Genomic DNA, 25720 nt, shown 5'->3' on the forward strand with positions numbered 1-25720 from the left:
GTGTTAATAGTAAAATTCATAATATTTATATTTAACATGAACGATATAGATAATAAGGGATTTGTATGGATCTGTATCATCTGAAAACCTTTTTCACCCTGGCAAAGATCCGGAATTTCACCCGAACCGCTGCTCATCTTCACATCACCCAGAGCGCGGTCAGCCATGCCATCAAAAAACTGGAAACTTCCATTGATGCTGCGTTAATCGACCGAAAAAGCAGAGACCTGACCCTGACCGATGCCGGGAAAATCCTGTTCCGATCCTGTGAAAAAATTTTTTATGAACTGGAAAAAACCGACCAGGACCTGGCCGGGCTGAAAAAACAGACCCCCCTCACCATCCGTGTGGGAGCCACTGTGGAGTTCGGCACCACCATTCTGATCAACCATATCAACGCGTTTCTGGACCGGTTCCCGGAACTTCACATCGATTTTCTGTTCTCCCATCACCTGCTGGAACCCCTGCTCCAGGATACTGTGGACCTGATCATTGACTGTAAACCGCACACAGTGGAAAACCTTGAAAAAATCCAGCTGTTTAAAGAGCAATACGTCACCATTGCAGCCCCGGAATTCATTCGAAAAAACCGGATCACCTGTCTGGATGATCTGGCCCGGGTGCGCATTCTTTCCATGGACAAGGACCTTGACTGGTGGCGGAATTTTATCCGCGCCGTCCCTTCGGACAAACAGGATTGTCTGAAACAGGTGATGCAGATCAACCATATCCGGGGCATTATCAACGGTGCCATCTCCGGCCTGGGCATCGGATTTGTCCCCAGGTACACCGTGATGGAGGAACTGAACCAAAACATTCTCATGGACCCTTTCCCCCATATCACCCCTGCGGCGGATGATTTCCATATTTTTATCAAAAAAGAACGGCTGGGGTTTAAAAAAAATCAGCAGTTGATCACCTATCTCACCCACCTGGCCCCGCTGAAAAATATTTTTCAGTAACCGGCCGACACCCGCCCAACCCATCAACACCGGAAACCGGCAAAGGGCAATGCATATTCGATATGCTATCATTGACACAACGAATCTCCTGTGATACAGCGTTATTTGAATTTGCACAGGAAACCGAATAACAGAAAACAACGGGAAAAAACCAAAGAGGACTCACCATGGAGCAGAACCGCATCACCATCAACGGCCACGCCTATGACTTCGAACCCGGCCAGACCATCCTGGAAGTAGCGCAGCAGAACCTTATTGACATCCCCAATCTCTGCCATTTGAAAGGCACCCGGCCCACCGGAGCCTGCCGCGTATGCATTGTGGAACTGGAAGAATCCTGGGGAAGAAAGATTGTCTCCTCGTGCAGCGCACCGGCAAAAAACGGCATGACCGTGCATACGGAATCGCCGAAGATCGTGGCGTACCGGAAATTTTACATCGGGTTGATGCTGGATTCCGGGAATCACAATTGCGATATCGGCGCCCGGGGGGATGAATCCTGGACCGATTTCCAGATCGCGGCCATGGAAAACGATCAAAAGGAAGAACTCTGCCCGGTGTGGGGCGATTGCGAACTCCAGACCCTGGCCTACCGGTACCAGGTCAAGGGACGGGTCAGCGGCCGGCACCGGGAAGCGGTCAAGCTCCCCATTGAAGAGGACAACCCGTTCATCATAAGGGATATGTCCCGGTGCATTCTGTGCGGCCGGTGCGTGGCCGCCTGCAACGAGGTCCAGGTGAACCAGGCCATTGATTTCGGTTTCCGCGGCACCAAAGAACAGATTATCGCCGGCACCGGAACCACCTTGATGAACTCCGCCTGCGTGTTCTGCGGTGAATGTGTCCAGGTGTGCCCGGTGGGGGCTTTGGTGGAGAAAAAAGCCTTGGGCAAAGGGCGGCCCTGGGAAGTGACAAAAATCCGCACCACCTGCCCTTACTGCGGGGTGGGGTGCCAGCAGCTGCTGCATGTTAAAGATGACACCATTGTCAAGGTCACGGGTGTCGAGGATGGGGCCCCCAACCAGGGACGACTGTGTGTCAAGGGCCGGTTCGGATATGATTTCATCTATTCGGACAAACGGCTGAAAACACCGCTGATACGGGAAAAAGACGGGTTCCGTGAAGCCTCCTGGGATGAAGCACTGACCCTGGTGGCGGACACATTCACCCGGATCATCGACGAGAGCGGGCCGGATGCCCTGGCCGGAGTCAGCTGCGCCAGGAGCATCAACGAAGATTCCTATCAGATGCAGAAACTATTCCGGGCCGTATTCAAGACCAACAATATCGATCATTGTGCGCGAACTTGACATGCGCCGACTGTCGCCGGTCTGGCGACCTCTTTCGGCTCCGGGGCCATGACCAACTCTTTCAACGAATTTGAAAAAGCCAAAATGTTTCTGGTGGTCGGGTCCAACATGACCGAGGCCCACCCTGTGGCCGCCACTTTTTTGAAAAATGCGGTCCAAAAAGGCGCTACCCTGATTGTGGCAGACCCCAGGAAACACAAACTGGTGGATTTCGCCCATACTCACCTGCCCCTGAAGGTGGGCAGTGACATCGCCCTGCTCAACGGACTCATGCATGTCCTGATCAAAGAAGACCTGTATGACCATGCGTTCGTGGAGACCTGCTGTGATGGATTTGACACCCTGAAAAAGACCGTTGAGGCCTACCCGCCGGAAAAAGCCGGAGAGATCAGCGGCATTAATCCGGAACTGATTCGACAGACGGCCCGGCTTCTGGCCTCGGTCAAACCGGTGATGGTCTGCTACACCTTAGGCATCACCGAACACACCTGCGGCAAAAACAATGTCATGTCCATTGCCAACCTCCAGATGCTTTTAGGCAACATGGGCGTTCCCTGCGGCGGGGTGAACCCGCTGCGGGGCCAGAACAATGTCCAGGGAGCCTGCGACATGGGAGCCCTGCCCAACGTGTTCCCCGGGTATCAGCCGGTGGGAGACCTGTCGTTGCGACAAAAATTTGAAAAAGCCTGGGGCGTGGACCACCTGCCGGAAAAAACCGGACTGATGATTCCCGAGATGATGGAAGGCCTGGTGGACAAGACGGTCCGGGGCTTCTACATTTTCGGGGAAAACCTGGCCAACACGGAACCGGATATCCGCAAGGTGGAGCATGAACTGGCATCGGCCGAGTTTCTGGTGGTCCAGGACATTTTTGAAAACGAAACCACCCGGTTCGCCCATGTGGTGCTGCCGGCAGCGGCCTGGAGCGAAAATGACGGCACGTTCACCAACAGCGAGCGCCGGGTCAGCCGGGTGCGCACCGCCAGTCCGGCACCGGGGGAGGCCAAACCCAACTGGTGGATTTTTCGGGAGATCGCCCGCCGCATGGGACACACCTGGGAATCCGACAGCGCCAAAGACCTGTGGGACAATGAAATCTCGGTCCTGGCCCCCAATCTGGCCGGGATCAAATATCACCGGATTGAACAGGACGGTCTCCAGTGGCCCTGCCCCACGGAATCTCACCCCGGGACTCCGATCCTGCACCTGGAAGGACGGTTCACCAAGGGCAAGGGCAGTTTCATGCCCGTGGAATGGACCCCTGCCGCCGAGGTTCCGGATGACGATTATCCGTTTGTCCTGAGCACGGGACGGCGGCTGTACCACTACCATACCCGGACCCAGACCGGCAATTGTGTAGGCCTCAACGACATGCTCGGAGAAGAGACCGCGGACATTTCATTTGCCGATGCTGAAAAACTCAACATTGAGCAGGATGAAATGATCCGGGTCAAATCCAGGAGAGGCGAGGTCACGGTCAAGGCCCGGATCACCCATGAAATGCCGGAAGGCATGGTCTGGATGGCGTTTCATTTCAGAGACGGCAATGCCAACTGGCTCACCAACCCGGCCTATGATCCGGATACCTTGACGGCTGAATACAAGGCCTGTGCCGTGGCCCTTGAGAAAATCGCCTGATTTTCCAATGGCTGTTCCGGGTTCTGTCGTCGGATTGCACGGTTAACAAAATTTAAAAAGGAGAGACGCATGATCAAAAAAAATCTTATTATTAACAGTGTCCCCAGAACCCTGATCGTCAATGAAGAGGACCGGCTGTCCACCGTGCTCCGGGAAAGCCTGTTCCTCACGGGCGTCAAGGTGGGGTGCGGGGAAGGCCAGTGTGGTGCCTGCAATGTGATCCTCAACGACAAACTGGTGCGGTCCTGTATCACAAAAATGAAACGGGTGCCGGATGATGCCAAAATAACGACCATCGAAGGGGTCGGCACCCCGGACAACCTGCACCCCCTCCAGGCTTCCTGGATGGTTCACGGCGGGGCACAGTGCGGATTCTGCTCCCCCGGCTTCATTGTTTCCAGCAAAGCCCTGCTCGATGAAACCCCGGATCCCTCCCGGGAGGAGGTGAGAGACTGGTTCCAGAAACACAAAAACGCCTGCCGGTGCACCGGTTACAAACCCCTTGTGGATGCGGTCATGGATGCGGCCAAAGTGATGAACAAGCAGATGGCCCCGGAGGAACTGTCGTTCAAACTGCCGGAGGACGGCCGGATATGGGGTTCCAAATACCCCCGGCCCACGGCCCTGGCAAAGGTGACCGGCACCTGTGATTACGGGGCGGACCTGGGAATCAAAATGCCGGCGGAAACCCTGCACCTGGCACTGGTCCAGGCCCGGGTGTCCCATGCCAACATCAAAGGCATCGACACCTCGGAAGCGGAAAAAATGCCCGGTGTCTACAAAGTGGTCACCCACAAGGACGTCCCGGGCAAAAACCGGATCACCGGCTTGATCACCTTTCCCTCCAACAAGGGAGACGGCTGGGACCGCCCGATTTTATGTGATGAAAAAGTGTTCCAGTTCGGGGATGCCATTGCCATCGTATGTGCCGATACCATTGAAAACGCCCGGGCTGCGGCGGAAAAAGTGGTGGTGGACCTGGAACCGCTGCCGGAATACATGAGTGCGCCCGCGGCCATGGCTGACGATGCCATGGAGATCCATCCGGGCACACCCAATGTCTATTATATCCAGAAAATCCAGAAAGGGGAGGATACCGGCCCCTGTTTCAACGACGCCGATGTGGTGGTGGAAGATGATTTCTATGTGGGACGGCAGCCCCATATGCCCATCGAACCGGATGTGGGATTTGCCTATCCGGGCGAGGAAGGCCGCCTGACTATCCATTCCAAATCCATCGGCCTGTTCCTGCACCATGCCATGATCGCCCCGGGCATCGGCATTGAACCGGAAAAACTCATTCTGGTCCAGAACCCTGCCGGCGGCACATTCGGGTACAAGTTTTCCCCCACCATGGAAGCGCTGCTGGGCGTTGCGGCCCTGGCCACGGGCAAACCCGTGTTTTTGAACTATACCTGGTACCAGCAGCAGACCTATACGGGCAAACGGTCCCCGTTTTTCATCAATCTGCGTTTCGCCGCAGACAAGGACGGCACACTCCAGGGCATGGAAAGTGACTGGACGGTTGACCACGGTCCCTATTCCGAATTCGGGGACCTGGTCACCCTGCGCGGGGCCCAGTTTATCGGGGCCGGATACCATATTCCCCGGATCCGGGGAGAAGGCCGGACCGTATGCACCAACCATGCCTGGGGATCGGCCTTCCGGGCCTATGGCTCCCCCCAGAGCGAATTCGCCTCGGAAGTGCTCATGGACATGCTGGCTGAAAAACTGGGCATGGATCCTTTTGACCTGCGGCTGAAAAACGTGTACCGGAAAGGTTCCACCTCTCCCACCGGTTCCGTGCCGGAAAGCTTGAGTCTGCCGGAAATGTTTGAAAAACTCAGGCCCAAATATGAAGCGGCAAAAAAAGCGGCCCAACAGGCCAGCAACGATGCGTTCAAATACGGGGTGGGGCTGTCCGTGGGGGTTTACGGGTGCGGCCTGGACGGGCCGGACAGCTCCCAGGTCAAGGTCTGTCTGAACCCGGACAACAGCGTGACTGTGTTCAATTCCTGGGAAGATCACGGCCAGGGCGCGGACAGCGGATCTTTGGGAACCGCCCATGAAGCCCTGCGGCCGTTAGGGATTTCCCCTGAAAACATCCACCTGGTCATGAACGACACCTCCCGGGTGCCGGACAGCGGCCCTGCCGGCGGCAGCCGGTCCCAGGTGGTCACGGGCCAGGCCATCAAGGCGGCCTGTGAAATGCTTATGGGCGCGATGCGCAAAAGCGACGGCAGTTTCCGTTCCCATGACGAAATGAAACAGGAAAACATCCCCCTTGAATACACCGGCTCCTGGACGGCCCCGGCCGCCAACTGTGACGAAAATGCCCAGGGCAATCCGTTTGCCGTCTATATGTACGGGGTGTTCATGGCACAGGTCTGCGTGGAGACCGCCACAGGTAAAACCCGGGTCGAAAAGATGACGGCGGTGGCGGATGTGGGTAAAATCAACAACCGGCTCACCGTGGACGGCCAGATGTACGGCGGGTTGGCCCAGGGCATCGGTCTGGCCTTGTTCGAAGATTATGAGGACATCAAAAAGCATTCCACCATGATAGGGGCCGGATTCCCCTATATCAAGGCCATTCCCGACGACATCGAGCTGATGTATGTGGAATCTCCCCGGGAACACGGTCCCTTCGGGGCGGCCGGTGTGGGTGAACTGCCGCTGACATCCCCCCATGCCGCGATTATCAACGCCATATACAATGCCTGCAAAGTCCGGATCAAACGCCTGCCGGCCACGCCGGACAAAGTACTGGCAGAACTGAAAAAAATGTAATTCTCAACCGGCCCGGGGAGGGCGGAACCGAACGTCCGGTCCCCTGTTCCCCGGGCACCATCCCCTGCGTGGTCCCCTATGGAAAAAGCCCGTCTCACCAAATTTGAAGAAAAATGCATCCAGGAGGAACCGGCGTTCTGTTCCGCAGCCTGCCCGTTTCACCTGGATGTCAAGGCATTTCTGGGACACATGCGGAACAAAGACATGGACCGGGCGTTCAAGGTGATTGAAAACGCCCTGCCGGTGCCGGACATTCTTGCCCGGATCTGCGATCATCCCTGTGAAGCCCATTGCATCCGCAACCACCTGGATGCACCCGTGGCCATCGGCCACCTGGAACGGATCTGTGCCGCCGGCCGGACCCGGCGTAAAAAACGGTTCCTACCGCCAGCCAAGGGCCGGACCGCGGGCATATGGGGCAGCGGCTTGAGCAGCCTGACCGCTGCCTGGGACTTAAGCCTCAAAGGCTATGCCGTAACGGTGTTCGACAGGACCGATGCGTTGGGCGGACACCTGCGGGGAATTTCCAGTGCTGTCCTTCCCTCGGAGATCCTGGCAAAAGAAATCCAGGCACTGAAATCGTTTGGGGTTGAATTCAGGACTGCGGATTCGCCGGATGCTGCATTTCCCTCCCGGACAGACCTGTCTTTCGATGCCGTGTATATCGGGGAAGATTGCCCGGGGGAGCCCTTTACCGGTTTTGACCGGGATGATACCGGCCGGCCTCTGGTGGATGGATTTTTCGGCGGCACCTCACATCCCCGGATCTTTACCGGCGGGTTTTTAGAAACCGCCCCCCCTTTGGACACCCGGTCTCATCCGGTGGCGTTTGCGGCCCAGGGCCGGAAAGCCGCCACCTCCATGGACCGGTTGCTGTCAAAGGTCTCCCCCACGGCCGGCCGGGAACGGGAAGGCGCGATCTCCACAAGGCTGTCCACCGATATCAGCGGGGTGACACCCTGCCCCCGGCTGGATCTTATCGAAGATCCCGGCACCGGTGCCGTGACCTGCGACCGGGACCTGGCGGCCCGGGAGGCGGACCGCTGCATCCAGTGCGATTGTTCCCGGTGTCTGCGTGTGTGCACCTACCTGACCGAGTTCAAGGGATATCCCCGTCGATACGCCCGGGAGATCTACAACAATGCCGCCATTGTCAAGGGGGAAAAAAAGGCCAACCTGCTGATCAATTCATGCAGCCTGTGCCGGTTATGCGAAACCGTGTGCCCCGATGATTTTTCCATGGCAGATCTGTGCCTGGAAGCACGGCAGGAAATGGTCCAGTCGGACCGGATGCCGGTGTCAGCCCATGATTTCGCGCTTCAGGAAATGGCCCATGCCGCAGGGGACGCCTGTTTTTTTGCCCGCCATGCCCCGGGAAGCGGCCGGTCAGATCAGATCTTTTTTCCCGGGTGCCAGCTGTTAGGATCCGCCCCGGACCAGGTAACCCGGGTGTATGATTTTTTACTGGCAAACCTGTCCGGCAGTATCGGGTTTGCCACAGGCTGCTGTGGAGCCCCGGCCCGGTGGGCCGGACGGCCGGCCCTGGAAACGGACACCCTGGCGCGGTTCATATCCTTCTGGGAAGACGCGGGCAGGCCAACGATCATCACCGCATGCAGTTCCTGCACCTGGATGCTCTCCCGGCACCTGCCTGACGCTGATATTGTTTCTCTGTACAAAACACTGCTGGACCTGACAGACTGCCTGCCGGCGGTCCTCCGCAACACCGCCCCCGAACCGGTGAACATCATCGATCCCTGCACGGCAAGGGAAGACCGCGCGGTTCAGGAGGCGGTCCGGACCCTGGCCCGGTCCGCCGGTGTGATCATCCAGGAACTGCCCGCTGCCGGTGCCCTGACCGAATGCTGCGGATTCGGGGGCCTGGTTTTCAATGCCAATCCGAAGCTCACCCAAAAAATCAACCAGGAACGGGCCGATCAGAGCGACCTGAATTTTCTGGCCTACTGCGCCATGTGCCGGGACCGGCTGGCAAAGGCAGGCAAAAAAACCGCCCACCTCCTGGACCTGTTCTGGCCCCAGACCGATCATCCGGAACAACGGAAGGATCCGGGTTTCTCCGGCCGGCATGACAACCTGGCACAGGTCAAACACCGCATGCTGGCTGAACTCTGGCAGGAATCCCCGGACCCGGCCCTGCTGAAAGGCCCGGCCGTGCCGGTCCGTTACAACCCCGGGGTGCGGCAGGTTCTGGAAGATCATTTTATCCTGGAATCTGACATAGCGCAGGTACTGGCCCATATCGGCACGGGCACGCCCCCTTTTTACAACCCGGACAACGGAACCCACATCGCTTTTTTCCGGCCGGGCCGGGTCTGTTTCTGGGTGGCGTTTCAAAAACATGAAACCGGGATTGAGATCGTCAATGCCTGGAGTCACCGGATGCAGGTGATCCCCAACACCCTGTTCGTTCCGGGAACCCCTACAGAACCCCACAACGAAACCATTGTGTGCCGGTCCTGTGACAACGGGGAGCTGGGATTTTTCAAAAACCATGTAGAATACCTGGGAAGCCGGTTCGATGTGGTCCTGCCCCAGTGCAGACACTGCGGCAAAATCTATATCTCACCGGACATCGCCCGGGGAAGGATGGCGGAAGTTGAAAAAATTCTTGAAGACAAATAGCCCTGACAGCCCGAATCAAGAATCGAAACCATGCGGGGCATACAGTACCGGTCAGGTGCCGTTCATGTTCAGGCAGCCGGCATTGACCCGGGTGACCGGCCATACCCTGCGTCCGGGCGGGCTGATCCTCACCCAGCGCGCCGTGGATTTCTGCGGGTTCGATCCGGGGGACCTGGTTCTGGACGCCGGTGCCGGCTATGGCACCACCGCAAGATATCTGTCTGACGTATACGGCCTTCAGGTGGTGGGAACGGACCTGGATGTGAACAAGACCATTGACCGGGCAAACGATGGGCGGGCAAAAAATGTCCTGGCAAACGGGCACATCGATAAGGGCACAAAGACTTTTGACTTTGTACAGTCGCGGATCCCGGCGTTTCCGTTCAAATCCGACCGGTTTGACGGCATTTTCTGCGAGTGTGTGCTGTCCCTGATTCCGGACAAGCAGGCCTGCCTGGCGGAATTTTTCCGGATGCTCAAACCCAACGGACAGCTGGTGCTGACCGACCTGTTCATCCCGGAAAAATACCGGTACCAGGGTCTTTCGACCGACCCGCCCCTGTCCTGCCTGGACGGGGCCTTGAGCATCGTGGACCTGATCACCGCCGTGGAAACGGCCGGATTCACCATCACGCTGATGGAGGGGCATACCCGGTTTCTCAAACAGCTGGCCGGGCAGATCGTGTTTGAACACGGCAGCCTGGACAACTTCTGGAAAAACCTGTCCGGATCAGGCGATGACAGCCAGGTGGCCCAGGCATGCAGAACCGGCATCCTGAAACCCGGATACGGCCTGTTCATCGCCTCCAAATACGAGTAATGCCGCCGGATTCGTTGACCAGGGTGTACTTGCGGCCGTACTCAATGAACTGCGGGGTGCCGCCGCCTTCCAGAATGGTGCGGCGGGCCCCGGACAGGTCCGTGATTTTCGTGGCGGCCACGGCATGGACCCCCCGCCGGAACGCCGGCTGGGGCAGCCATCCGGCGGACGGCCCCACCACGCCGACAAACCGTGCGGATGTTGCCGCATCCAGGGCCGCATCAAACCCGCCCACGGCAGCGGAAGACCCGGTGATGATAACGATATCGGCATTTTTCAGGGCTCCGACATCCCGGGTGATGACAGGGCCTGCAGCCATGGCCCCGATCTTGAGATCCGGGTTGTCATCCACCACCACCAGAGAATCGGCCCGTTTCTTCAGAAACGGCATGAACGGGCCGATATGGCCCACCATTCCCACTTTGTTGGATTCATCGGGGTCAAACGGCAGCAGATCCAAAAAATCCGTTTCTGAAAACCGGTACTGGCCCGGATCCTGCGCCATGATGGTATGGGACAGGGCATTGACCGCCGCCACGCCCACGCTTCGTTCCAGGGGATGGGCCGAACCCATCAGCTGGCACAATTCCAGAACCGGTTTTTCCGACAAGGCCCCGGCCCCTGAATAATGGGCACAGGACCCGCTGTCGGACCGGGGGGTGAAGCACACCCCCATGATGCCGTTGTCCAGTTCCACAAAGGTATATCCCAGAGATATTGCCACCATCCGGACTTCGGGAATGGCATCCAGATGGGTTGACCGGCTGGTCACTTCCTCAATGATCTCTTCCTGCAAGGTTGTCGTCATATCGATCTGTTTCCTTCTTGATAACTCATTTGAGCCGCTGGTCGATCAAGTGCCGGGTATTGTCCCGGCTGGTTCGTTCCTTATGTTCACCCCTCGTTCAACCGGTGAGGAATCCGGGGTACGGGTCAGCCCGGTTTTCCAAACGAACAGGCCGGGAACCGGCAGGTGTTGCAGTTCAGACAGAGCCCGCCATGGCCCAGCCGTGCCAGGTCCCTGGCACCGGGTGTTTCACCGGCCATCACCCGGGGCAAAATCAGGTCGAAAATGGTGGTCCGGTGGTACAGGCCACAGGCCGGCAGTCCCATAATGGTGGTCCGGCCCTGATATCCCAGCAGAAACATGGCCCCCGGCAGCACCGCGGACGAATAATGAATCTGCTCAAACCCCGAATCCTCGATGGCTTCTTTGGTGACATCATCCGGATCCACGGACATGCCGCCGGTGGTGATGATCAAATCCGTGTCCTTTTCCAGGAATTTCTGGATCTGCCGGGAGATCCTGTCCCGGTTGTCCGGCAGGATCACGCTTTCCTCGAGGGTCCCGCCCAGCCGGGTGACCTTTTCTCTAACAATGGCTTGAAACCGGTCCTGGATCAACCCTTTATAAACCTCATTGCCGGTAATGATCAACCGGATTTTCAACGGCAGAAACAGGGTCACACTGAAAATGGGAAAATGTTCTCTGGCCAAAGCAACCGCCTGGTCCAGATCAGCCCGAAGGATCACCAGAGGGATGGCCCGGGTCGCGGCCAGGCTCTGGTGTTTTGTGACAGCCGCGTGGGTGTGGATGGATGCACACATCACATCCGGCAGCATGTTGAATTCTTCCAGGGCAAAAACATTCACTTTGAAGAGTCCGGGATAAGCGGCCCGCAACTCCAGTTTGCCTTCCGAAGGAATTCCTGAAAATGTGACCCCCGGGCCGGCCAAAGCAGAGGCCAGTTCCATGACCGCATCATCTTCATGGACCTGACCGGTTTTCAGGTCCAGGACATACAGGTTGTTTTTCCCCATCTGCATCAGGCGACACAAGTCCCCTGAGGTGATTTCATGGCCCTTTTTAAAGGCCGGGCCTTTAAATTTTCCGGGAATGACCTGCGTCATGTCATGGGCCACGGGCGTTCCCACAGCCTGGTCCACGGGGATGGTTTTAAACGGCCATGCTTTGGGATTGTTTTTCATATTCTTTTTTATCCGATTCTTTATCTTGTACAGGTGTGAAATAGGTTCCCAACGCACAGGGCCGGCACAGGATCCGGTTGTTTTTCATCACTTCGCGCTTGTCCCGCACCACCTGGCCGCATTTCTGGCAGACCGCCTTGAATTTTGTAGGGCCGGGCATGTCACAGTCGTCCACATCCACTTTGACCGCCAGAATGTCGAACAGGTCTTCACACGCCATGGTTTTATAAGCCTCCAGCTGCTGCCGGTGCCGGTCCCGGATTTGGGGGGCTTTGGATGCGGCAAGGCTTCTGGCACTTTCCTTCGATACAATTCGGACCGCTTTTCCGGTTTCCAGGTTCACAAACGTGGCCGCCATGATGCCGTTGTCCACAAATTTCAAGGACCGCCGGCCCAGCCTGGCCCCCGTCACAGTGGAAATGGCATCTGCTGCACACCGGTCCATTTCCACGTATACGATCAGTTTTTTGATCTGGGACCTTTCCCGGGGATTGTCGAGCCCGATGCGCCGGCAGCCTTCCATGGCCATGCGGACACCCACCACCTGCCCGGGGCACAGATGCCCGTGGGCTTTGGCTGATTCCTGAAGCAGCACTTCAAATGTTTCCATAACCGCCTTCCTGTTTCAACACTGAATTATACACTATTTAACTATCTTATAATAACATCACTACTTATGGTAACCTCACCATAACAATAGCCAAAAAAATATTTTTATGCGGTTTCATTATTCCGAATCTGAAAAATGGACTGGAAAATGCCGTCATCTGCATGAATACAGTCCTTTTTCAGTTTCCGGTATTTTTCCAGCAGATCCTCACCTTCCCTTGTCAGCCGGGTGCCCGTTTTTCTGTCTGTGATCACCACGGGCCGGCCCCAGTTTTTTTCCGTGGATTTGATTTTGCTCCACACGGTTTTATAGGCCATGTTCAACTCCCGGGCTGTCTGGTTGATGGACCCGGTGTGCTGAAGGGATTCAAAGATCGCCATCCGGCCGGATCCCATGATGATCTTTCCGTCATCGTTGAGCAGCAGCTGGCTGGTTCGCAGTTTCATTTGAATCCCTTCCATCAAACGACTCCCGTCAGGATTTGGACACAGTGACAAAGTGCTCCTGAAAGGCAATGGCCCCGCCGGCCCGGTCCCAGATATCCAGGCCCCCGGCCATGAACCGGTTGTCCGCCAACCCCTTGTTAAAGGCCCGGGTCTCCACGGGCAGGCGATGACCGAATCCATGCACCACAAACACGGCATCCGGATGAATGGCATCGGTCACCCTAGCCTGGATGAATTCGGAATACCCATTTTGGGAAACAGTGACCCTGTCCCCATCTTCAATATCAAGTTTTTCCGCTTCTTTTGTATTGATCCACAACTGATTTTCAGGCATCTGTTCCGACAGCAGCAGATTGTTCACGGTATGTCCCTGGGTGTGCAGGGCACATCGGCCGAATGTCAGGCGGAACTGCCCGGGTTCGGTGGACACCGGTGGTTCATAAGGTGCCAGAGAATCCAGCCCGCTGTCTGTCAGTTTTCTGGAAATGATCTCCACCTTTTTGCTGGGGGTTTTGAAACGATAGTTTTCAAATTCCGGGTACACGGGTTTATCCACCAGCGGCACCATGCCGGTGGCATCAAAATCTTCAATTGTGACCCCGGTCCCCTCCAGCTGGAAATTCCAGATATCTTCAATGCGGTCAAACACCAGTTCCGGCAGATTCATGCGCCGGGCCAGGCCGGAAATGATTTCCCAGTCGGCCCGGGTGTCATACATGGGTTCCACCGCTTTTTTCCGCACGAAAAAATAAGGGGCCAGACTGTTTTTGGCGGCAATGATGCTGTCTCTTTCCAGATAAGGAGACAGCGGCAGCACCACATCGGAATACCATGCCGTGTCCGACCAGCTGAAAGTCACCGACACCAGCAGATCCAGGTTATCCCATTTCTTCTTGAGCCGGTCCGGGTCCGGATATCCCATAAGCGGGTCATGGCGGTAAGCGATATAGGCTTTCACCGGATAGGGATCTTGGGTTTCCATGGCCTCGAACATCAGGTGCGCCAGGCCGGGCCCGTCCTCGAAATGGGGATATTTCCATCCCACGCCGTCCGCTCTTTTTTCATTCGGTTTGAGATACAGGTCCATAAATTTTTTCAACCCGCTGCGCCCCACATCTCCGGGCTTGCTCACAAAAGGAAGCCCGCCTTTTGCCCCATACGCCCCTAACAGGGCGTTGATGATATAAATGGAGCGGCACACATAAAAAGAATGTTTATACCGGGCCGCCATCCACCCGGGATGCCAGATCACGGCCGGGGCTGCCTGGGCCAGATCTTTGACAAACCGTCGCAGGTGACTGGCCGGCACGCCGGTTTCCTGCTCAGCCCATTCCGGAGTATAAGGGGCCACAAACCCGGTCAACTCATCAAATCCCTCAATATAGCGCTTTTTGAACTTGTCGTCATAAAACCGTTTGGCAATGATTTCATTGATGACCGCCAGGTTGAAGGCGTAATCCGTGCCCGGCCGGACCATGAAAAAATGGTGGGCCTTGCCGGCTGAAATATTGGCCCGGACATCGATGACCGTCAGTTTGCAGCCTTTTTCCATGGCATCCATGAGGTTGTTGACCTCCTGAACATCGATGGATTCAAAAATGTTGCGGAACTGAAGCACCACGTGCCGACTGTGTTTGTAATCATAGACCACAGCTTTGCGCCCCTTGCCGGTCAGCGACAGGGCGGAATGCTGGACATTTCTGGCACATGAGGAATCATGGTTGTTGTAATTGGGAGTCCCGAGACCTCTGAGAAACGCCCGGTGAAAATCCCGGAACGGGCCGCCCCGGTCCGACAATGCAATGGCTTTGGCCCCATACCGGTCCTTTACTTCATTGAGTTTATCCGCCACATGATCCAGGGCCTCCTCCCAGGTGGCTTTTTGCCACTTTCCTTCGCCCCGTTTGCCTTTGCGGATCAACGGGGTCTGGGGCCGCTCACTGTCATAAATCAGCCCTGTTCCCGCCGCACCCCTGGGACACACCGCCCCTTTCATGGCAGGCACATGGGGATTGCCCTGGATAAAGACAACCTTTCCGTTCTGAATGTTCACCTGGATGGGGCAGCGAACAGTACACATGCCGCAGATACTGTACACCCACTTGTCAGCCATGCACACTTCCTCCTGTGTTGCAAAATATTTTCTCAAAAATGATCGGAAATGACTATTTTATGATTTTGATGGTTTTACCCACCCAGTCCGGGGGCAGATAGATCCGTCCGCCTTTGCCGTTCTGGCGGACAATTTTTTCAATCAGCACATCCCCATAGACCTCAAACTTGACCGGGGATCGGTTGGATTTTTCATCATATGCCATGGTCTTTTTTTCATTCATTACCACTTCCATAATTATCTTCCTCTTCTTGAATTGAAAATAACAGTGCCTCGTTTATCAGATGTCACTCGTTATGTCAATATTAACATAACGAGTGACATCATTTTTTACCCAGGTGCATTTGGGCGATCGCAATGACACACCTGGTTGCAATTGTGCGGTTTTCAAAAAAATTCCAAAACCGCGGTAACAGCCACCAGACCAAAAAATATCGAAAATTCAGACTGTTGCTTACAACCACACAAACCAGGTCGATTTGTGGTATTTTATGGTATATCAATTGCAGGCACTTGATAGAGATGGATTTTATGGATATATAGCAACCGATAACAACCAAAGGAGACCCATTATGCGATGTAAAGGAAAAAAAATGATGAGCTTGACTGTAATGTTGTTTGTACTCATGATGGTGGGCATGGTCCTGCCCCTGACCGTTGCGGCCGGGCCGTCCGGAAAACTGATCGTTTTTCATGCCGGCAGCCTGACCGTGCCGTTTGATGCCATTGAAAAAAAATTCGAAGCAAAATACCCGGATGTGGATGTGCTCAGGGAAGCCGGGGGCAGCACCAAGATGGCCCGGTTGATTTCCGAAGTCGGCAAACCCGCGGACATCATGGCATCTGCCGACTACAAAGTGATCGACAACAACCTGATCCCCGAATTTGCAGACTGGAATGTGCGGTTTGCCACCAATCAGCTGGTGCTGTGCTACACGGATCAGAGCCGGTATGCGGACCAGATCACTGCAGACAACTGGTATGAGATTCTGCAGAAAGAGGGCGTGGTCTGGGGGCATTCCGATCCCAACCTGGATCCCTGCGGGTACCGGAGCCTGATGGTGCTGCAGCTGGCTGAAAAATTTTACGGCATCCAGGGATTGTATGACAAAATTCTGGCCAACCGGCCCCAGAAAAATGTCCGGCCCAAATCCGTGGAACTGGTGAACCTGCTGAAAACCGGCAACATGGATTATGCCTGGGAATACATTTCCGTGGCCCGGCAGCACGAACTCAAATACATTGTTCTGGATGATCACATCAATTTGAGCAACTACAAGTACGATGCGTTCTACAAACAGGCACAGGTGGAAGTGACCGGCAAGAAACCCGGCACCTGGATCACCAAAAGCGGCCAGTCCTGCACCTACGGCATCACCATGATCAAAAATGCGCCCAACCCGGAAGCGGCCGTTGCATTCCTGCAGTTTCTGCTATCTGAAGATCTTGGCCTGAAAACCCTGGAACAGATGGGACAGCCCCCCATGGTGCCGCCAATCGTTCCGGATGCCGCCATGGCACAAAAGATGCCGGCCGAAATCGCCGGCCTGGTGGAGGTAAAGGACTGATTCCGTGAAACAGATGGACCGGATGGGATGGCTGTTTCTGGGTCTGGGACTGCCCCTGATTCTCCTGCTGACCCTGCCTTTGATCAACATGACCACCCAGCCGTCCCTGTCCATGCTCAAAGAAACCATCCTGGACAGGGATGTGGCGGCAGCCATTGCCCGCTCCATCTTTTTGTCCCTGGCTGCGGCCGGGCTGGCCTTTGTCATGGGCACCCCGCTGGCATATCTGCTGGCCAGAAAGGATCTGAAAGGCAAAAAACTGCTGGAAGGGATCATCGATCTACCCATCATGATCCCCCATCCGGTCATCGGCATCGCCATCCTCAGCCTGGCCGGCAGGAACCACCCCATCGGCCGGTTTCTGTCCGAGGCGGGCATTCAGATCATGGGCACCAAGACCGGTATTGTCTGTGTGCTGCTGTTCGTGGGGCTGCCGTTTTACATCAACACGGTGAAATCCGGGTTTGACAGCGTGCCGGTACGCCTGGAAAACGCCTCCCGCACCCTGGGCGCCGGCGCCCTGACAACGTTTGCCCGCATCACTTTTCCCTTGACCTGGCGGCACATGATTTTAGGCATCATCATGTGCACGGCCCGGGCCATTTCCGAATTCGGGGCAGTGGTGATTGTGGCCTATCACCCCATGACGGCGCCGGTGATGATCTATGAGCGGTTCACAGCCTTCGGCCTGAAATATTCCCAGCCCATCGCGGTCTGGCTGATCCTGATTTCCTTTGTTTTGTTCGTGTTTTTGCGGATGATGACAAGATCCATTCACACGGACACCCGATAGCCCATGATCTCGCTCAAACACATCGGCCTGACCCTGCCGGAATTTTCCCTTACCGATATCTGCCTCAAAGTGCACGCCCATGATTTTTTTGCGCTCATCGGTCCGACCGGGTCGGGCAAATCTCTGCTTCTGGAAGGAATCATGGGGATCATGCCGTTCACTTCCGGCTCCCTGATATTCGAAGACTCGGACATCACCCGGGTGCCCGTGGAAAACCGGCAACTGGCCCTGGTCTACCAGGATTTAGCCCTGTTTCCGCATCTGGATGTCACCCAAAACATCCTGTACGGCACCCGGTATCACCATATTTCAAAACAAGAGGCCCGGCACCGGTTTGATTATCTGATTGCCGCTTTGGGACTTGAAAAAATCATACACCGGTATCCCTATAACCTGAGCGGCGGGGAAAAACAGCGCGTGGCCCTGGCCCGGTCCCTGATCCTGAACCCAAAGGTGCTGCTGCTGGATGAACCCCTGTCGGCCCTGGACCCGGTGTTTCATGACGAAGCCAGGTCTCTGTTGAAAAAGGTGCACAAAGACCTGAAAATGACCATCATCATGGTGTCCCACAATTTTGAGGAGGTGCTGTATCTGGCCAACCGGGGCGCCATCATCAAAGACGGAAAGATCATGCAGCAGGGACGCATCCAGACCCTGTTTGAAAAACCGGATTCCAGGTTCACTGCCCGGTTTGTGGGCATGAAAAACATCACCGCATTTGAGCGCCACGGGGACGTTCTGAAAATTGCCGGCACCGGCCTGGACATTATTGCCGAAACCCCGCCGGCCCCGGACCACCATCACTTAGGGATTCGTCCGGAAAACATTTTATTTCACCCCCCGGACACACCGCGGGTCTGTAAAAACCATTTTACCGGAAAAGTAACAGACATCGCCCTTTATGGGGTGTTCACACGCGTGCATATGGATGTACAGGGCGTTTTGTTCGAAGCGGTCTGGCCCAGAAACCTTGTTAATGAATTTTGTCTTGAGATTGATAAAACCGCTGCTTTTGAATTTCACAGCGCATCGGTCCATACCTTTTAAGGGCAAGGTAATTATTTAAGGATTTTTCAGCCATAAAAAACTCATGCTTAGTCGATCATTTTGGCGCAGTCTTCCCTTTTCCTGATACTCGCTGATCTCTGATCGGTACAAATTCTACATCGTCAATTTCCAGATAAAACTGCTGCCAAGCCATTCCTTCTAATTCACTTTGTTCCAAGTAGGATTGAGGCATGCTTCTGAGCGTTTGGCTATCCCATGCAACGAGAAGTTGTGGATGACCACTTTCGTCTTTCCCAATTTCCAAGATTCTGCCTTGCCAACCGCTCAAAGCCATATCTGAGTCCGGGTCTTTTATCCCTTCCTTCACTCTTATAGAACTGCCCACTTTGAAACTGGGATTGATTTTATGCATATTTTGCTCCACTGCTCGGTTCAAGAAAGCGCTTCTTATGATCCTTAACTGGGAAATTATCGGTACTGTCATAAAATCTGGCAGCACGTACATCCTTGATTGGCATCACTTTCAGCACCCTTTCAAAAAAAACATATCAGAAATGCAAAATTTTGCATTTCTGATATGTTCAAAAACAGATTTAAGAATACATACTCTCAAACCATTGCCAATCAAGGGGTTTAAGGTTTTTCGGAAAGGTTCATAGCACATGACCTCACTGATATTTTTTCATCCACCCAAGGCATGGGGCATTTTGTCAGCCCATCAAAAAAATGGCCTGGTCTTATTTTTGATGGAAACGCCCTTATACCAAATGTTTCCAGCCTTGGCAGATCGTTGAAGAAAACAGGAGTGTCAGAAATGCAAAATTTTGCACTTCTGACACTCCTCAATTGATACATGCCGGTATCCCGCACAGGTAAAGGAATACGCTGGAAATAAACAATCTGACATGCCTGACATATTCACCCACGAATCTGTGACTGAGCCACCTCCAGTCAATCTCGAAATTTTTCCGGAATATGCACACCGATTGTGTCTTTTCCGGAAGGCGGTCCTGATTCCCGCCATATGACCTAAACTCTTATTCGAGTGGGAATTTCCCCTGCTGGTAAATTTTGAATACTGTCGGTATCCTTGAGTTTTTAGAAGGGCCGGATAATTTCCAATAGGATAATCATACATGAGTTTCATCTGGCTCTTTACCCAACACCTCTCGAACCTTAACCATCAAGTCAGTCATTGAAAAAGGCTTCTGGATAAAAGCTACTCCGGCATCCAGTACCCCGTGATGGGCAATGACATTAGCGGTATAACCCGACATGAACATAAGCCGAATATCCGGATAAAGAGCGGTGAGTTTCCCGGCCAGATCCCTTCCGTTCATCTCCGGCATGACTACATCGGTCATGAGAAGATGTATTTTATCTGAATGGGTTTTTGCCAGGTCTATCGCCTCACCAGGTGTGGCAGCCGGTAAAACCGAATATCCCTTCCTCTCTAACATTATCCGGGTCATTCTTAGGATAGAAGGTTCATCTTCCACCAGCAGGATGGTTTCAGTGCCGCCGACAGCTGCCGTTTTCTCAGGAACTGCCTTGCCGATGTCTTCATCGACAACTAACCGGGACAGATAAATTTTGAACGTGGAACCTTGCCCCGGTTCGCTGTAAACATTGATAAAACCGTTGTTCTGTTTGACGATACCATACACGGTAGCCAGTCCCAAGCCGGTGCCTTTGCCTGAATCCTTGGTAGTGTAAAACGGTTCGAACAGATTCTCCAGGGTTTCTTTGTCCATGCCGCAGCCGTTGTCACTGACTGCCAGCAGTACAAAATCACCAGGAATAAACCCAGCGTGTTCTTTGCAGTATTCTTCGTCAAATGTTTTTCTTCCGGTTTCAATGGTGAGTTTGCCTACCCCGGAAATGGCATCCCTGGCGTTGACGCACAGATTGGCCAGAATTTGGTCGATCTGGGACGGGTCCATTTCCACCGGCCATATATGGGCGGCTGGCTGCCAGACAAGGTCGATGTCTTCACCGATGAGTCGGCGGAGCATATTCAGCATGCTTTCAACAGTATCATTTAGATCCAGCTGTTCGGGAGAAATGGTCTGTTTTCTGGCAAAGGCAAGCAACTGCTTTGTGATGTCCGCCGACCGTTTTGCAGCTTTATGAATTTCTTTGAGGTCATCATGCAGCTCGTGATTCTCATCTGCCTGCAATAATGCCAGTTCCGTATGTCCCAGGATCACCCCCAGCATGTTGTTGAAATCATGGGCGACTCCGCCCGCCAGACGTCCCACGGACTCCATCTTCTGGGACTGGTTGAGCTGTTCCTGAAGCTTTACCTGCTCCGTTTCAGCCTGCTTACGTTCAGTGATATCCTGCAAGGTTAACAAAGCCAAGCGTTCGCCCTTTACTTCAACGGGCGTCGTCGACATGAGTAATTGGAGCTCCCGCGTTTTGTTGTCTTGCCCCTTGAAATAGTAAGGCACTTCGATTTGCAAATGCGTTTTGCCGGTTTCCAGTGTATCGAGCACCGTGTTCCGGATGACACACTGCTGACAAAATTCGCCAAACCCGCAGCCTCTGGGGTCATCCAGTACATGCAAACAGCGCAATGCTTCACCGCCGCGCAAACCGAGCATCTCTTCCGCAGCTCTGCCGGCAAATTGTGTCGCGAATCCATTGACCTGTTGAATACGCCGTTCGGCATTCACGACCATGATTACCAAGGGTGCGTTGCGATAAATGGCCGCGAGCAGGTCTTTTTGTTCAACAAGTGCCTGCTCGACCTGCTTGCGGTCAGTGATATCCTGAAAAGAGCCCTGCACTTTGATGATTTTGTCTTTTTCATTTTTCACTGCCTTGCCGGTTGTTCTCACCCAGACACGTTTTCCTTTTTGGGTGATGATCTCCATTTCTTCATCATAGTGAATACCTTCTTTGGCACAGGCCCTGAAGCGCTGTGTGATCTTTTCCCGCCATTCCAGAGCGTAGAAGTTTATGCCTTCCTGCACAGGTGGCGCATAACCGTGGGGTACATCATGAATATCTGCCACAGCATCCGACCAAGTGCAGATATTCTGTTCCAAATCGACGCTCCAACCGCCAAACTTGGCCGTTTCACCGGCGATCCGAAGCAGCGCATAATTTGATTCCAGTGCCTTTTCCGCCTGTTTCCTCTCGGTGATGTCCCTGAATTCAACGGTTCGAACCTGTTTCCCCCTATAAGGCACATTGCGGGCTTCCAGCTGCATGGGGAACTCTTCTCCGGTTTTGCGTAATCCAAATGCTTCATAAGGTTTTTCATAACCATTTCGAATATTATTCATTACTGTTTCACGGGATTTTTCGGCAATCAGCAGAAGTCCGTTCATCCCGATAAGCTCGGAATATTGGTAACCAGTCATCTCTGAAAGGCCCTGATTGCATTCCAAAATAATGCCCTGGTCATGAATGGCAATTCCTCCGAAAGAAGCATTATGAAGTGCCTTGAACCGGGCTTCGCTTTCTTTTAGCAATTGTTCTGACTTAATTCGATTTTGGCTATTTATGAATAACCTGCCCAAAAGAACCGTTCCTACAGGAAATATCAACATCACAGGTAAAGTTATTTTTGAAAGAACTCCAAATGCAACCGCTCGTGGCAAAGTCAGCATCAAAAGTAACATCAAGACATGCGTCACGCATCCCATCAAAAACAAATTTTTATTCGAGATCGAATCCAAATTTTTTATCATAAAGTGTCGCCAACCTAAACCTACCGCACCAGATATTACTATGACGGCAAATCCAGTCCATGCTCCAGCACCACCAAGGTACAGTCTGTATCCTCCGGTTAAGATTGTAGCTGTCACAGTCGGTACCATCCCGAAAAATAAACCGCAGACGCTCAAAAGAATAGATCTTGTATCAAATATTATGCCAGGAAGAAACTCCCATGGATTCACCATTATCGCTAATCCAATGATACCAAGAATAAGGCCAATGGGAATTTGTTTGGGTGAAGCCTTTTCTTCTGGTTGCCTCAAAAAAACTAAATCGTAGATTAAGACTAACGAAACCAGCAATGCTGCATTATTGATTAAACCGATGAAAGTCGAAACTGTCACAATCTCTCCTTATTCGAATCCAATAAGTACTTGCATTACTTGACTCAACAAACCTCAACAATATTGCCAAAGCTTAATCCCATGAAAACTCAACCATTCTTGCCCTATCATGAATTCCTTCTGGCCTCAACTGTATTTATCGTGTCGGCAAAACACGCCGGCATAAATTTCATTCCCATTACATGAATTTATCCAGCCATACATATGTTTCAGCGATCCAGAAGATCCCTGACAATTATTATTTTTGTTCTGCGATTTTCTTACATTTGCTCAACGACAGCAATTTTATGGAAAACCGGCAGCTATTCGGAACTGTTTATGATAGACTTATGATGGTCTTTACAGACTGTCGTGCCGTCTCTCAGAAATATGGGGCCAGACTGGAGGTCACCCACTCAAATCCCTTGACTTCAGCAAACAGATCATCCGCCGGGTAATCACCCATCCGGTTTGCCGTCCTATTTGCGGATAATGGTCCCCACATGTTCACCGGCCAGGGCTTTGGTGATGTTGCCTTCCTTCATTCCGTTGATCACCTGGACCTGCTCGATCACTTCGCTGTTTTTGATGATCTCCAGGCAGGGCCGCTCGATGACTAGGTCATCCTGGTCTTTTTCCATCAGTTCCGCCACCGTGATGTCGGGAATGAATTCGGCATCCGGGTTCTTTTTCGGGTCTTCGGTATACAGCCCGTCCTCATCCTTGACAAACAGAATCCGCCGGGCCCCGATCAGGTCCCCTAAAATCACCAGGCCCACATCGGTGCGATGGATGGGAATCCGGCCTTTTTCCGGCTTGATGGCAAAATAGTCATAGGGCGGCATCCCGTGCATGACCGGAATGATGCCTTCCGCAAAATAGGTGGGCAGTTTGACGATATCGCTGTGGGAAATTTTGATCCCGCCCCAGGGAGACAGCAGGGTGGCGATCATCAGGGCATTCTGATCCGAGATCATGCTGCCGAAACGGGCGATCACCCCCGTGGGCATACCCATTTCCAGTCCGATGGTGTAAATGTGCCGGCTCCGGGTGCCGCCGCCCGTGGTGATCAGCATTTTGTGGGAGGTCCGGTTGGCCACGATTTCCTTGAGTATGGCCGGCAGGGCTTTCACGCCCCGGTCACAGATGGACTGGCCCCCGATTTTCAGGATCGCCACATCCGGGTACAGCCGCTGCTGGGGCGCAACGTCCAGTTGATCCAGAAACGTTTTGCTGACCAGGCTCTCGCCCATGAGCCGGCTTTTGACATGCAGCCGTTTGCCGTCCTTGTCTCTTACCAGTGCCATAATCATCCGCCTTTCATGGAAAGTTATTGTTGCTCGGAAGTGCCCTCTTGTTTAGATCCTTTTCTCAGATGAACCAGTTCCGCACCGGTTTCCTCGGCAAGGTGGGTCAGTTCGCTGAGCCGCAAATGGTCTGAATAGACTTTCAAGTTGCAGTCCAGAACCGCCACGACCCGGAAACGGGGCTTTTTCTCTCCATCCTGCACATTTCTTCGTTCTCTGTAAAAAATTTTTCCCGGCATACCCCATCCCTCCATTTTTTAAATTTTTAATTACCCATTAATTTATGTATTTTTCATCAGAATTCAACCACAAATCCATTCCTCTCTGTCCGGATATGGCGGGTGCAAGAGTCTTGTTTGAAAATCTATCTATCTTCATTGTTCTCAAAATAGTGTTTGCAGCGGGTTTTTACATTTGCTTTAAGGTTGCAATACCAGAGTGAGTAATCAAATTTATGATATACCCCCGGGGGGAACGCGCCAATGTCCAGCTTTTCAGGCAGGATGGTGACCAGGGCACCTGTTTTTTTATCTACACGGGCACCTGCGTAGTGTGGCATCTCTCGTTCAATGTGGCCGGTGGTGGTATTGAAAAAGACGGTGCCAAGATTCAAAAGCTTATCTGCCGGTGTTTCATCCGTTGCCCAGTTCAGCGGATTAATACAAAATGCGCCTGGCAGTAATACAGGAGAACCAGTTGCCCCTGGCGCTTGAGTATTATATGAAATAATTACGCCTGTATCGGTCGCTAGCGTTGCGGGCTTCATCCAGGGATAAGCTGCAAAGTCCTCTGGCGTTATCGAATATCCGATTAAATACGCAGCCACCAACTGGTTCTGTAAACCCGGTCTTTTAAATTGCTCCCGCATCAGTTGAATCAGAACCATCGACCCCTGACTGTGACCGGCAAGAATAAAAGGACGTCCCTGATTCAGATTTTTGAGGAAATAGTCAAAAGCACGTGAGACATCCGAATATCCGATTAGAAAATATTGGTTTTTATACATGTCTTTTTCAGGATCCAGCTTGGCAAATGACATCTGCCGGTAGTAGGGGGCAAAAACATTTGCACTTTCTGAATACACGCTGGCCTGGGTATCAATAAGATTCTCGGCCGCACGCCTCAATACCTCATTATTTATATCCATGTTTGCGGGTGAGTCGTCGGCATAAATCGTTGGATACACATAAAAAACATCTATCGGATTGTCCGGTGTTGGGGTTTGGATTACCCAGGAAGAGGCCTTCTGGTAATCCGGGGCCTGAGAGATTTTCCCTCCAGGATCGATTGTGGATTGAGGAATTGTTCCGCATCCCCAACACATCAATGCCATTAAAATCAAGGAGAGCAATATCAAATGTCTTTTCATTGCCTGCTTATACATTCCCAATATTTTTATGTGTTGATAATTCATGTGTTTCTTTCCTTTCCAATTCTAACAAGCTCATGTGTGATTCAGCATACCCTTGATGAAAAATTATCTGTATATTATCCTAAATTGAAAGCCGTGCAGAAATGTTTATCACATTGATATCTGAATACCCAACTTTTTTCGAATTTTAAAATAGAGCAAATAAACCAGATCAGCATTTACTTACAATTTTGTAAAAGAACCGGCGGCCATTCGGACCTGTTTATGACAGACTTGTGACGGTCCTTGCAGACTGTCAA

Annotated in this window: 19 protein-coding genes; 8 read left to right on the plus strand and 11 right to left on the minus strand. The window is 53.2% G+C overall.

Going from position 1 to position 25720, the window contains the following annotated elements:
- The first annotated feature begins 65 nt into the window (after nt 1-65).
- The 5 genes from K365_RS0121630 (at nt 66) to trsM (ending at nt 10163) form a co-directional block, all read left to right on the plus strand.
- Nucleotides 66-962, plus strand: a complete 897-nt coding sequence (locus K365_RS0121630) for a LysR family transcriptional regulator (protein ID WP_024336273.1) — start codon at nt 66-68, stop codon at nt 960-962.
- 167 nt (nt 963-1129) lie between these two features.
- Nucleotides 1130-3910: a formate dehydrogenase subunit alpha gene (fdhF, locus tag K365_RS27595; protein ID WP_084489968.1), complete on the plus strand. Its 2781-nt coding sequence runs from the start codon at nt 1130-1132 to the stop codon at nt 3908-3910.
- 69 nt (nt 3911-3979) lie between these two features.
- The gene (locus K365_RS0121645; protein ID WP_024336276.1) at nt 3980-6700 is read left to right on the plus strand and encodes a molybdopterin-dependent aldehyde oxidoreductase; all 2721 of its coding nucleotides are present in this window, start codon (nt 3980-3982) and stop codon (nt 6698-6700) included.
- Between the two features lie 78 nt (nt 6701-6778).
- Nucleotides 6779-9343, plus strand: coding sequence for a pyridine nucleotide-disulfide oxidoreductase/dicluster-binding protein (locus tag K365_RS0121650; RefSeq protein WP_024336277.1), 2565 nt, complete (start codon nt 6779-6781; stop codon nt 9341-9343).
- Between the two features lie 64 nt (nt 9344-9407).
- Nucleotides 9408-10163 (plus strand): DVU_1556 family methyltransferase, encoded by a 756-nt coding sequence (gene trsM, locus K365_RS0121655; protein ID WP_024336278.1) that lies wholly within the window; start codon nt 9408-9410, stop codon nt 10161-10163.
- Here trsM and K365_RS0121660 read toward each other — a convergent pair.
- The 6 genes from K365_RS0121660 to K365_RS28110 all read right to left on the minus strand — a co-directional run bounded on the left by K365_RS0121660 (nt 10141) and on the right by K365_RS28110 (nt 15556).
- A complete protein-coding gene (locus tag K365_RS0121660) occupies nt 10141-10971 on the minus strand; it encodes a DUF364 domain-containing protein (RefSeq protein WP_024336279.1) in 831 nt (276 codons plus the stop codon). The two genes, trsM and K365_RS0121660, sit on opposite strands and share 23 nt — an antisense overlap.
- A 125-nt stretch (nt 10972-11096) precedes the next feature.
- A complete protein-coding gene (locus tag K365_RS0121665; protein WP_024336280.1) occupies nt 11097-12152 on the minus strand; it encodes a molybdopterin-binding protein in 1056 nt (351 codons plus the stop codon).
- Complete coding sequence (locus tag K365_RS0121670) at nt 12121-12762, minus strand: FmdE family protein (protein ID WP_024336281.1); 642 nt, start codon at nt 12760-12762, stop codon at nt 12121-12123. Before K365_RS0121670 ends, K365_RS0121665 begins: the two co-directional genes overlap by 32 nt.
- Before the next feature lie 104 nt (nt 12763-12866).
- Complete coding sequence (locus K365_RS0121675; protein ID WP_169432978.1) at nt 12867-13208, minus strand: winged helix-turn-helix domain-containing protein; 342 nt, start codon at nt 13206-13208, stop codon at nt 12867-12869.
- A gap of 28 nt (nt 13209-13236) precedes the next feature.
- The gene (locus K365_RS0121680; protein ID WP_024336283.1) at nt 13237-15321 is read right to left on the minus strand and encodes a molybdopterin-dependent oxidoreductase; all 2085 of its coding nucleotides are present in this window, start codon (nt 15319-15321) and stop codon (nt 13237-13239) included.
- A 52-nt stretch (nt 15322-15373) separates the two neighbouring features.
- Entirely contained in the window at nt 15374-15556 is a 183-nt protein-coding gene (locus tag K365_RS28110) for a DUF2080 family transposase-associated protein (RefSeq protein WP_245569238.1), read from the minus strand.
- A 358-nt stretch (nt 15557-15914) separates the two neighbouring features.
- On the opposite strand from K365_RS28110, the gene wtpA reads away from it, so the two are divergent.
- Genes wtpA through K365_RS0121700 form a run of 3 tightly spaced genes read left to right on the plus strand, consistent with a single transcriptional unit; the run spans nt 15915 to nt 18729 of the window.
- Entirely contained in the window at nt 15915-16889 is a 975-nt protein-coding gene (gene wtpA, locus K365_RS0121690; protein WP_245569239.1) for a tungstate ABC transporter substrate-binding protein WtpA, read from the plus strand.
- 13 nt (nt 16890-16902) lie between these two features.
- Entirely contained in the window at nt 16903-17682 is a 780-nt protein-coding gene (locus tag K365_RS0121695; RefSeq protein WP_051147950.1) for an ABC transporter permease subunit, read from the plus strand.
- Between the two features lie 3 nt (nt 17683-17685).
- Nucleotides 17686-18729: an ABC transporter ATP-binding protein gene (locus tag K365_RS0121700; protein ID WP_024336286.1), complete on the plus strand. Its 1044-nt coding sequence runs from the start codon at nt 17686-17688 to the stop codon at nt 18727-18729.
- Between the two features lie 55 nt (nt 18730-18784).
- Here the strand turns inward: K365_RS0121700 and K365_RS0121705 are convergent, their stop codons facing one another.
- The 5 genes from K365_RS0121705 to K365_RS0121730 form a co-directional block, all read right to left on the minus strand.
- Nucleotides 18785-19102 carry a hypothetical protein gene (locus K365_RS0121705; protein ID WP_156887770.1) on the minus strand — a complete coding sequence of 106 codons (318 nt, stop codon included), beginning with the start codon at nt 19100-19102 and terminating at the stop codon, nt 18785-18787.
- Between the two features lie 718 nt (nt 19103-19820).
- Nucleotides 19821-22763 carry a PAS domain S-box protein gene (locus K365_RS26085; RefSeq protein ID WP_084489970.1) on the minus strand — a complete coding sequence of 981 codons (2943 nt, stop codon included), beginning with the start codon at nt 22761-22763 and terminating at the stop codon, nt 19821-19823.
- A gap of 458 nt (nt 22764-23221) precedes the next feature.
- Complete coding sequence (locus K365_RS0121720) at nt 23222-24049, minus strand: amino acid kinase family protein (RefSeq protein ID WP_024336289.1); 828 nt, start codon at nt 24047-24049, stop codon at nt 23222-23224.
- A gap of 23 nt (nt 24050-24072) precedes the next feature.
- A complete protein-coding gene (locus K365_RS0121725) occupies nt 24073-24288 on the minus strand; it encodes a hypothetical protein (protein ID WP_024336290.1) in 216 nt (71 codons plus the stop codon).
- A gap of 125 nt (nt 24289-24413) precedes the next feature.
- Nucleotides 24414-25463 carry a DUF3089 domain-containing protein gene (locus tag K365_RS0121730; RefSeq protein ID WP_024336291.1) on the minus strand — a complete coding sequence of 350 codons (1050 nt, stop codon included), beginning with the start codon at nt 25461-25463 and terminating at the stop codon, nt 24414-24416.
- Nucleotides 25464-25720 lie beyond the last annotated feature (257 nt).

The sequence above is a fragment of the Desulfotignum balticum DSM 7044 genome (genome assembly GCF_000421285.1).
Lineage (GTDB): Bacteria > Desulfobacterota > Desulfobacteria > Desulfobacterales > Desulfobacteraceae > Desulfotignum > Desulfotignum balticum.

What these genes read in the sequence shown, in the direction of transcription:
- K365_RS0121630 (WP_024336273.1), top strand. Translation starts at nt 66, where the DNA reads ATGGATCTGTATCATCTGAAAACCTTTTTCACCCTGGCAAAGATCCGG.
- K365_RS0121645 (WP_024336276.1), top strand. Translation starts at nt 3,980, where the DNA reads ATGATCAAAAAAAATCTTATTATTAACAGTGTCCCCAGAACCCTGATC.
- K365_RS0121650 (WP_024336277.1), top strand. Translation starts at nt 6,779, where the DNA reads ATGGAAAAAGCCCGTCTCACCAAATTTGAAGAAAAATGCATCCAGGAG.
- trsM (WP_024336278.1), top strand. Translation starts at nt 9,408, where the DNA reads ATGTTCAGGCAGCCGGCATTGACCCGGGTGACCGGCCATACCCTGCGT.
- K365_RS0121660 (WP_024336279.1), bottom strand. Translation starts at nt 10,971, where the DNA reads ATGACGACAACCTTGCAGGAAGAGATCATTGAGGAAGTGACCAGCCGG.
- K365_RS0121665 (WP_024336280.1), bottom strand. Translation starts at nt 12,152, where the DNA reads ATGAAAAACAATCCCAAAGCATGGCCGTTTAAAACCATCCCCGTGGAC.
- K365_RS0121670 (WP_024336281.1), bottom strand. Translation starts at nt 12,762, where the DNA reads ATGGAAACATTTGAAGTGCTGCTTCAGGAATCAGCCAAAGCCCACGGG.
- K365_RS0121675 (WP_169432978.1), bottom strand. Translation starts at nt 13,208, where the DNA reads ATGAAACTGCGAACCAGCCAGCTGCTGCTCAACGATGACGGAAAGATC.
- K365_RS0121680 (WP_024336283.1), bottom strand. Translation starts at nt 15,321, where the DNA reads ATGGCTGACAAGTGGGTGTACAGTATCTGCGGCATGTGTACTGTTCGC.
- K365_RS28110 (WP_245569238.1), bottom strand. Translation starts at nt 15,556, where the DNA reads ATGGAAGTGGTAATGAATGAAAAAAAGACCATGGCATATGATGAAAAA.
- wtpA (WP_245569239.1), top strand. Translation starts at nt 15,915, where the DNA reads ATGATGAGCTTGACTGTAATGTTGTTTGTACTCATGATGGTGGGCATG.
- K365_RS0121695 (WP_051147950.1), top strand. Translation starts at nt 16,903, where the DNA reads ATGGACCGGATGGGATGGCTGTTTCTGGGTCTGGGACTGCCCCTGATT.
- K365_RS0121700 (WP_024336286.1), top strand. Translation starts at nt 17,686, where the DNA reads ATGATCTCGCTCAAACACATCGGCCTGACCCTGCCGGAATTTTCCCTT.
- K365_RS0121705 (WP_156887770.1), bottom strand. Translation starts at nt 19,102, where the DNA reads ATGCATAAAATCAATCCCAGTTTCAAAGTGGGCAGTTCTATAAGAGTG.
- K365_RS0121720 (WP_024336289.1), bottom strand. Translation starts at nt 24,049, where the DNA reads ATGGCACTGGTAAGAGACAAGGACGGCAAACGGCTGCATGTCAAAAGC.
- K365_RS0121725 (WP_024336290.1), bottom strand. Translation starts at nt 24,288, where the DNA reads ATGCCGGGAAAAATTTTTTACAGAGAACGAAGAAATGTGCAGGATGGA.
- K365_RS0121730 (WP_024336291.1), bottom strand. Translation starts at nt 25,463, where the DNA reads ATGAATTATCAACACATAAAAATATTGGGAATGTATAAGCAGGCAATG.